Annotated in this window: 1 protein-coding gene; it reads left to right on the plus strand. The window is 69.5% G+C overall.

The features are described from left to right. On the plus strand, positions 1-377 hold a 377-nt coding region (locus HTV45_RS33395), incomplete at both ends, for a DnaB-like helicase C-terminal domain-containing protein (RefSeq protein ID WP_285899718.1).

Genomic DNA, 377 nt, shown 5'->3' on the forward strand with positions numbered 1-377 from the left:
GCCCACCGCGGCCAACGCCGAGTACTACGCGGAAATCGTCCACGAGCGGGCGGTGCTCCGCCGGCTCGTGGAGGCGGGCACCAAGATCACGCAGATGGGATACGCCGCCGACGGCGACGTCGACGAGATCGTCAACAGCGCGCAGGCGGAGATCTACGCCGTCACCGAGCAGCGGACCTCCGAGGACTACCTGCCGCTCGGCGACATCATGGAGGGGGCGCTCGACGAGATCGAGGCGATCGGCTCCCGCAGCGGCGAGATGACCGGCGTGCCCACGGGGTTCACCGACTTCGACTCGCTCACCAACGGCCTGCACCCCGGCCAGATGATCGTCATCGCCGCACGCCCCGCCATGGGTAAGTCCACGCTCGCCCTGG

Source organism: Streptomyces sp. CHD11 (assembly GCF_018638295.1).
Lineage (GTDB): Bacteria > Actinomycetota > Actinomycetes > Streptomycetales > Streptomycetaceae > Streptomyces.